Source organism: Roseisolibacter agri (assembly GCF_030159095.1).
Classification (GTDB): Bacteria; Gemmatimonadota; Gemmatimonadetes; order Gemmatimonadales; family Gemmatimonadaceae; genus Roseisolibacter; species Roseisolibacter agri.
Map to the genome: position 1 here is coordinate 1 of NZ_BRXS01000022.1, position 428 is coordinate 428.

General features: G+C 78.5%; 1 protein-coding gene. It reads right to left on the reverse strand.

Features of this window, described 5'->3' with window-relative positions:
- On the reverse strand, window positions 1-428 hold a 428-nt coding region (locus tag rosag_RS25355; protein ID WP_284352988.1), incomplete at both ends, for an RICIN domain-containing protein.

Genomic DNA, 428 nt, shown 5'->3' on the forward strand with positions numbered 1-428 from the left:
GCGCACCTCCTGCGCCTGGCCCACCGCGCCCACGCTCCAGCGCTCGTTCGCCACGCCCCCGGCGCAGTCGTAGACGATCACCGGCGCCCCGGCGTTCGTCGCGGCGCCGGCGACGTTCAGGCACCGCTCCGCCGCGTCGTTCCGCAGCTGCGGCACTCCGCCCGGCGCGCTCCCCGGCGTCTCGATCGTCGACTCGGCCGTCGACGCAGCGATACGCCAGCCCGCCGCGCTGCCGCACTCCGCCAGCACGATGCGCGTGTCGTTCGCCGTCGCGCCGCCGGCAGGCGCCGCGCACAGCGCGCCGCCCGCCTGCTGCAGCTGGCCCGCGCTCGTCAGCGTCCAGCGCTGCGTCGCCTGCCCCTCGCACCACGCGGTGGTCAGCCGCGCGCCCGCCTCCGTGCCCGCGGCCGCCAGGCAGAGGTAGCCGT